General features: G+C 69.6%; 7 protein-coding genes and 1 pseudogene. All 8 read right to left on the reverse strand.

Annotated features, from left to right (window positions below):
• Positions 1 to 306, reverse strand: a 306-nt coding sequence (locus ACK5M9_RS05640) for a TetR/AcrR family transcriptional regulator (protein WP_416892204.1), incomplete at its 3' end; no start/stop codon positions are given.
• Positions 306 to 1,238: a hydroxymethylglutaryl-CoA lyase gene (locus ACK5M9_RS05645; protein ID WP_416892205.1), complete on the reverse strand. Its 933-nt coding sequence runs from the start codon at positions 1,236 to 1,238 to the stop codon at positions 306 to 308. The genes ACK5M9_RS05640 and ACK5M9_RS05645, both read right to left, overlap by 1 nt.
• Positions 1,235 to 2,434: a CaiB/BaiF CoA transferase family protein gene (locus tag ACK5M9_RS05650; RefSeq protein WP_416892206.1), complete on the reverse strand. Its 1,200-nt coding sequence runs from the start codon at positions 2,432 to 2,434 to the stop codon at positions 1,235 to 1,237. Before ACK5M9_RS05650 ends, ACK5M9_RS05645 begins: the two co-directional genes overlap by 4 nt.
• Positions 2,435 to 3,619, reverse strand: a complete 1,185-nt coding sequence (locus ACK5M9_RS05655) for an alpha/beta fold hydrolase (protein WP_416892207.1) — start codon at positions 3,617 to 3,619, stop codon at positions 2,435 to 2,437.
• Positions 3,616 to 4,722 carry a homogentisate 1,2-dioxygenase gene (locus ACK5M9_RS05660; RefSeq protein WP_416892208.1) on the reverse strand — a complete coding sequence of 369 codons (1,107 nt, stop codon included), beginning with the start codon at positions 4,720 to 4,722 and terminating at the stop codon, positions 3,616 to 3,618. The genes ACK5M9_RS05655 and ACK5M9_RS05660 overlap by 4 nt, the downstream gene beginning before the upstream one ends.
• 342 nt (positions 4,723 to 5,064) lie before the next feature.
• Positions 5,065 to 6,033 (reverse strand): NADPH:quinone oxidoreductase family protein, encoded by a 969-nt coding sequence (locus ACK5M9_RS05665; protein ID WP_416892209.1) that lies wholly within the window; start codon positions 6,031 to 6,033, stop codon positions 5,065 to 5,067.
• A gap of 214 nt (positions 6,034 to 6,247) precedes the next feature.
• Positions 6,248 to 6,718: a transposase gene (locus tag ACK5M9_RS05670; protein WP_416892210.1), complete on the reverse strand. Its 471-nt coding sequence runs from the start codon at positions 6,716 to 6,718 to the stop codon at positions 6,248 to 6,250.
• Positions 6,715 to 6,959: pseudogene (locus tag ACK5M9_RS05675) on the reverse strand (hypothetical protein); the annotation flags it as partial. The gene ACK5M9_RS05670 and the pseudogene ACK5M9_RS05675, both read right to left, overlap by 4 nt.

The raw sequence follows: 6,959 nt of genomic DNA on the forward strand, positions 1-6,959 counted from the left end.
CACCGAGGTGAAGAACTCGTCGGCGTCGGCGGGGACGCCTCCCGGTTGTGGGGGAGATTCCGGCAGCTGCACGCTGGACCCGGATGGTTCTACGACGTCGTGCAGGAAGGACTCCGCCAGCGCGGCCAGCAGATCTTCCTTGTCGGTGAAGTAGCGGTAGAACACCGCGGGTGATTTTCCGGCGGCCGAGGTGATGTCGGCCAGTGTCGTTGCGTGAAATCCACGTTCGGCGAATAGTTTGCGTGCGGCCAGCTCGATGGCGTGGCGGGTCTGCCGGCCTTTGGCGGTCACCAGTTCGGTGGGCATCAGCTGCGGATCCGGTCGCCGGCGCGCAGCAGTGCGCTCGGCAGATCATGGCCCACAGCCGATTTCGCGACCTGTGCGGCGGCGATCGCGGCGTGCAGGTCCACGTCGACCTCGAAGCCGCTGTCGGCCAACAGGTATACCAGGTCCTCGGTGGCGATGTTGCCGGTGGCGCCGGGTGCGAACGGGCATCCGCCCAGCCCGCCCGCCGAGGCGTCCAGCCGGGTGACGCCGGCGGTGACGGCCGCATAGGAGCTGGCCAGCCCGCTGCCGCGGGTGTTGTGGAAGTGACAGCCCAGCGGCAGGTCGCCGATGACGGGACGTAGCTGGGCGATAAGCGAGGTGACCCGGCCGGGGGTGGCGGTGCCGATGGTGTCGGCGATGCAGAACCGGTGGGCGCCCTGTTCGCGTGCGGCCGCGGCGATGTCGAGCACCCGCTGCGCCGGGGTGGGGCCTTCGAACGGGGAATCCCATGCGGTCGCGACGATTACTTCGACGCTGACGGGAGCGCCGGCGGCGCCGGCGGCGCTGGTGCCGGCGGCGGTCTGGGCGATCTCGACTATCTCGCGGATGTGGCCGACGGCCTCGGCGCTGGTGCGCCCGACGTTCTTCAGGCTGAACGTGTCGTCGGCGGCCACCACGTATTCCAGCGATCGAAATCCGGCGGCGATCGCGCGGTTGGCGCCGTTGGGGCTGGCGACCAGCGCGGAGAACTCGATGTCGGCGAAGTTGTGCAGCTCGGCTGCCAGCTCAGCCGCATCGGCCATCGAGGGCACCTTGGTGGGGGACACGAAGGCGGTGGCCTCGACCTCGCGCACCCCGGTGGCTGCCACCGCGGCCAGCAGTTCCAGCTTGGCCGACAACGGGATCGGCTTCTCTATCTGCAGGCCGTCGCGCAGCGACACCTCGCGGATGGTGACTTTCCCGGCGGTCACAGCACCTCCTGCGCGTGCAGCTCGGCGAGCTCGGCGGGGGTCTTGCCCAGCAGCCCGGTGTAGATGTCGTCGTTGTGCTGCCCGGGACGTGCCGGACCGGCGTTGCGAACCCGCCCCGGGGTCTGCGAGAGCACCGGGACGATCCCGGGCCCCAGGACGTCGCGTTCGACTCGCTCGTCGTAGTGCGGTACCAGCATGCCGCGGGACCGCAGCTGCGGATCATCGACCACTTCGGCGACGGTGTTGATCGGCCCGGCGATTACCCCTGCGGCGGAGAGGGTTTCGATGATGTCGCCGGGTGCGCGCTGCGCCGCCCAGGCGCCGATGATCTCATCCAGCTCGTCCTGGTTGCGGCCGCGGGCGCTGTGATCGGCGAAGCGGGGGTCGGCGACCAGCTCGGGGCGTCCCATCGCCGTGCACAGCCGGGCGAAGACGGTGTCCTGATTGGCCGCTATCACCACCCAGGAGCCGTCCGCGCTGCGGTAGATGTTCGACGGTGCGATGCCCTCCAGCCGGGTGCCCGACGGCCCGCGAACCACGCCGGCCAGGTCGTAGTCCGGGATGGTGGATTCCTGGACGGCCAGACACGATTCGGTCAGCGCGACGTCGACCACCTGGCCGGTGCCGGTGACGTTGCGCCGGTGCAGAGCGGCCAGCGCCCCCTGGGCGCCGAACATACCGGCCAGGGTGTCGCCCAGCGACAGCGCAAGCCGGGGCGGCGGCCCACCCGGAAAGCCGTTGAGGTGGCGCAGCCCGCTGGCCGCTTCGGCGACCGAGGCATAGCCGGGCTTGTGCGCGTCGGGGCCGGTCTGCCCGAAGCCCGATACCCGGACCAGGATGATGCCCGGATTGCGGTCGCGCAGAACGTCATAGCCCAGGTTCCACTTCTCCAGGGTGCCGGGGCGGAAGTTCTCCACGATGATGTCGGACTTTGCGACCAGCTCCAGGAACAGGTCGCGGCCTTGTGGTTTGCGCAGGTCCAGGGTGACCGCCCGTTTGTTGCGGGCATGCACCGTCCAGAACACCCGGTGGCCGTCGGCCTCGGCCTGCCCCCAGGTGCGCAGCGGGTCCGGCGCCCCGGGCGGTTCGATCTTGATGACGTCGGCGCCCATGTCGCCGAGCAGCCGGCCGGCGAACGGGCCCGCGATCAAGGTACCGAGTTCGAGCACCCGGATGCCGTCCAGCGGGCCGTTCACTCAGGCCTCCGCGAAGCCGTGCCGGGACAGCCAGTCGGTGACGATGCCCACGGCTTGGCGGAGTTTGTCGCGCTGGTCGGGGCCTGCGTAATAATGTGTGGCACCGGGGATTTCGTGCATCTCCTTGTCCGGGTGCCCGATGGCCTCGAACAGCCGCCGGGTGTGGCTGGGTGTGCATGCATCGTCGCCCAGGTTACCGATCACCAGCGCGGGTATCGCAAGGTCCTTCCCGCAGGCCACGCCGTCGCCGCGGGCGTCGTCGTAGCTCCACTGCGATAGCCAGCCGCGCAGCGTCGAAAACCGGGCCAGCCCTACCGCGCTCATGTTCACCTCCTGCGGATCGCCGAGGTAGCAGGTGCCGGGGGTGCGCTCGTTGGGATCCACGGCCGGGTCCAGCCAGCGCGGGTCGGCCATGGTGCCGTGCACCACGAAGCCGAACTCGTCGTTGGGGCGCCCGGCCGCGCGCAACTCGGCGAGCTTGTCCTTGACCCAGGCGGTGATTCGCCGGTTGCGGTCGATCTGCGCCTGCCGGTAGCGGGCCAGGAACTCTTGGCTGTAGGGCGGCTGGTTCGGGTTGTCGGGGTTGTAGAGGTCGAGTTCGGGGTCACGGTGGGTGGGGTCGGATTCGTCCAGGATGGACGCGTCCAGCCACTCGGTCAGGGTGCCGTGCCGGCTGATGTGCGCGGCCAGCAGCATGATGCCGTCGGCCGGGGGCAGCTCGAGGCGGGTCAGGTCGGGGCCGTCGCCGGACGGGCTGGAGGTGATGGTCGCGTGCTGGGCCTGCTGCTGGTAGAACATCGACAGCGAGCCGCCGCCGCTCCAGCCGGCCAGCACCACCTTGCGGTAGCCCAGCCGGTTCCTGGCGTCTTTGACGCATTCGCCGAGGTCCTCGACCACCTTCTCCATCAGCAGCGCCGAGTCGGTGCCGCGGAACCGGCTGTTGCAGTAGATGACGTGATGGCCGGCGCGGGCGAGTGCGGTGGTCATCGGCAGGTAGGCGCCGCCGCCTATCGGGTGCATGAATACCAGCACCGTGTCGGAGGGCTTGTCCTTCGGTTTGAGCAGGAAGCTCTCCAGTACGGTGATCTCGGCCAGGCCGCCGTAGACGTCCCGAACACCGGAATTATTCTGGAACGCAACGAGATAGGGGATCCGGTCGTAGTCGTGTTTCGCGCTTGTCGTCATGCGTGCTGTCCCAGGTCGTGTGCCAGTATCTCGGCCGACGGCGTCAGCCGGGCGCGGGTGTCGACGGCGATGACCTGCCAGTCCACCCGGGAATATTCGTCGAATTTTCGCCGCGCCCGTTCCCGCGCCTTCTCCGGTGCGCCGTGGTGGACCCCCTGCGGCGCGTGGGAGATCAGGCCGGGAGGCATCGGGATCCCGTAGAGCGAACCGCCGTGGAAGAAGGCGATCTCGTCGTAGTCGACGTTGCGGTGATACCAGGGCGTGCGTTCGGTGCCGGCCACCCCTTCGGCGGGTTTGGGCAGGAAGTTCATCACATAGACGCCGGTGGCCTGCATGAACAGGTGCACCGTCGGCGGCAGGTGCACGCTGTCGGAGGTGAGGACGTTGTAGTCGGCGATGTTGAAGGTGAACGCGAAGTTGTCGCCGCGCCAGCCTTCGACGTCCAGCGGGTTGTGCCGGTAGTACAGCGTCGTCAGCTCACCCTGCCCGGAATCCCGGTGGATCAGCCGGACTTGGTACTCCTCACGGGTGTCTGCGGTCACGGGTTCGGGCTCCGGGATGGTCGCCTGCGCCGGGTCGAACGGGAAGTGCCGGCCGAGCAGGCCCGGGGGAGGGGCGCGGAACTCGTCGGTGGCCTCGATCATCAGCAGGGTGGTCTGCTCATCGGGCAGCTGGCGCCAGGTGCAGGCCGTGGGGATGTAGACCCAGTCGCCCCGGCGGTAGCGCAGCGGCCCGAACTCGGTTTCCAGCAGGCCGGCGCCGTGGTGCACGAAACACAGCAGGTCGCCGTCGACGTAGCGGATGTAGTGCGGCATCTCCTCGGTGCGGCGGCTGAGCAGTATCCGGCAGTCGGCGTTGCTGAACATCAGCAGCGGCGCACCGTCGGCGTCGGTGGCGTCAGCTGGTTTGAGCTGGTCGGCCAGCACATCGACGGGGCGCAGCGGGCCGACGGCCCGGTAGGCGGTGGGGTCGTTGCGGCGGTACATGTTCGCGGTGCGTCCGGCGAAGCCGCCCCGGCCCAGCTCGTCGTCTTTGAGCCCGTCGAGGTCGGCGTGCACTCGCCGCGGCGTCTTGCCCTTGCGCAGGTGGATGAACGATTCCATGGTTGCCTTCCGGTTCGGCACAGGATTTCCGCGGAAAAACTAAAAGTAACATTACTTTTTCTTTTGATCGCGCTCAAGTGTGCCGGCGGGCGGGTACCTTGCCCGTTGATCCTGCGCTGAGGGCGCCCTCCACTCGCACTTTTGCGCCACCGGCGCAGAGTCAACGGGGGTGGTTGCGTCAGTGGCCCAGCCACCCCCGTTGACCCTGCGCTCACGGCGGCGACACGCCGACGATCAGCGCCCTGCGCGCAGAATGAACGCAACTGCTCCGCTGCTCCCCGCCCCGCCCCGCCCCGCCCCGCCCCGCCTCGCCTCAGCCAAAAGCGTTGCCGACCCGCGCTCCTAGCGCACCCGCACCACGACTTTCCCCTTCGCGGTCCGGTTCTCCAGCGATGCGACGGCGGCGGCGGCTTCCTCGAGCGGGAAGACATCGGGTTCTGGCGGAGCGAGTTTGCCCGAGGCGAACAACTGCTCCAGGGCGGACCACTGCTCTTCCAGCGATCCCGGGTGGCGTCCCGCCCAGGCGCCCCAGCCGACCCCGACCACCTCAATATTGTTCAGCAGCAGCCGATTCACCTTGACCGTCGGAATCTCACCGCCGGTGAATCCGATGACCAGCAGCCGTCCGGCCGGGGCCAGCGAGCGCAGCGAATCGGTGAACCGGTCTCCACCGACGGGGTCCACCACGATGTCGACGCCGCGGCCCTCGGTCAGCTCCTTGACCGCATCCTTGAAGCCGTCGGCCAGCACGACGTCGGTCGCCCCGGCGGCCGTGGCGATCTCGCCCTTCTCCGGGGAGCTGACCACAGCGATCACCCGGGCGGCCCCCAGCGCCGGGGCCAGCCGCAGCGCCGAGGTCCCGATGCCGCCGGCAGCGCCGTGCACCAGCACCGTCTCGCCCGCCTGTAGCCGGCCGCGGACGCGAAGTGCGAAATACACCGTCAGGTCGTTGAACAGCACGCCGGCGCCGGCCTCGAAGCCGATGTTGTCCGGCAGCCGGAACACCTGGCCGGGGGCCAGCACCGCGACCTCGGCCATGGCTCCGCTCAACATGGTCAGGCCCAGCACCCGATCGCCCGGGCGCACGTGAGCGCCGTCGGGGGCGGAGCGGACGACCCCGGCGACCTCGGCCCCGAGCACGAACGGCAGCTCGGGCCGGTACTGGTAGAGGCCGCGAGTCAGCAGCGCGTCGGGGAAGGCCACCCCGGCGGCGTGCACATCGACCACCACGCCGTCGCCGGCGGGCTCATCGATATCTGCCAGCTCGATCGCGTCCGGACCGTCCAATCGGGTCACCCGTGCAGCGCGCATGCCACCTCCGTAGGAAATCCTGTCCCGTGTCCCGGGTAAATCTAGGAGGCCTCTGAACAAGGAGGCCTGGCGGGGGCGGGAAGAACGCCGACGAGGCCGTTTCTTCGGCAGTAGGTCAGACCTGATTGGTCGACAACGTGGTCGTTCTTCCCGCCGATACCAAGTTTGGGCGTGGCCCGAGGCCTTGAATCAAGTGCCGTTGCGGCGCGGGTGGTCAGGCCAGGGCCCAGGCTCCGTGGTTGCGGGTGAGGCCGGCGTTGACGAGGGTGCGTAGGTTGATCGCGGCGGCCCGGTTGCGCAGCCAGGCATGGTTTTTGGCGACGCCGAGGTAGCGCAGTGTGACGCGGCGCCCGCGGTGGGTGGCGACCCAGGCGATGATCCGCTCCACGCTCGATCGGGTGGGGTAGTCGGCCTTGAATTCTGGGGTGCGGGCCTGGGCGCGGGCGGCGCGCAGCAGCTGCTCGTGCGGGTGGATGCTCATCGACCTGCCGTCGGCGGCGGTGGTGCACCGGGCCCGCAGCGGGCAGTCCGCGTACAGCCTGCCGAAGGTGACCGTTCGTTTCGGGCTCATCGCCCGGGTGTGCCCGGCCGGGCAGGTGACCGTGCCGGCGGGCTCGTCAATGGTGAAATCGTCGAGGGTGAACCCGCCGGGCACGGCCGGACGCAGCGGTTTGGGCTTGATCACGACCTCATGACCGGCCTGCCGATAGGCGGCGCGGGCGGCTCCGGTGCCGTACGCGAGTCGCCGTAGACCCGCAGGCCTGCGCTGTTCTCGCCGGCCGCGGTGATCGCCTCCGCGGAATCGGTTCGGCCGGTGTCGATCTCAGCGTCGTCACCAGCAGCAGCCGCCGCCGCGGCTGGCCCGGGCTCGGCGCCGCGTGCCCCATCGCCGCCGGACTGGTCGGCCCGCGGCGCGTCGGCGGGCA

The organism is Mycobacterium sp. (assembly GCF_047975165.1).
Taxonomy (GTDB): domain Bacteria; phylum Actinomycetota; class Actinomycetes; order Mycobacteriales; family Mycobacteriaceae; genus Mycobacterium.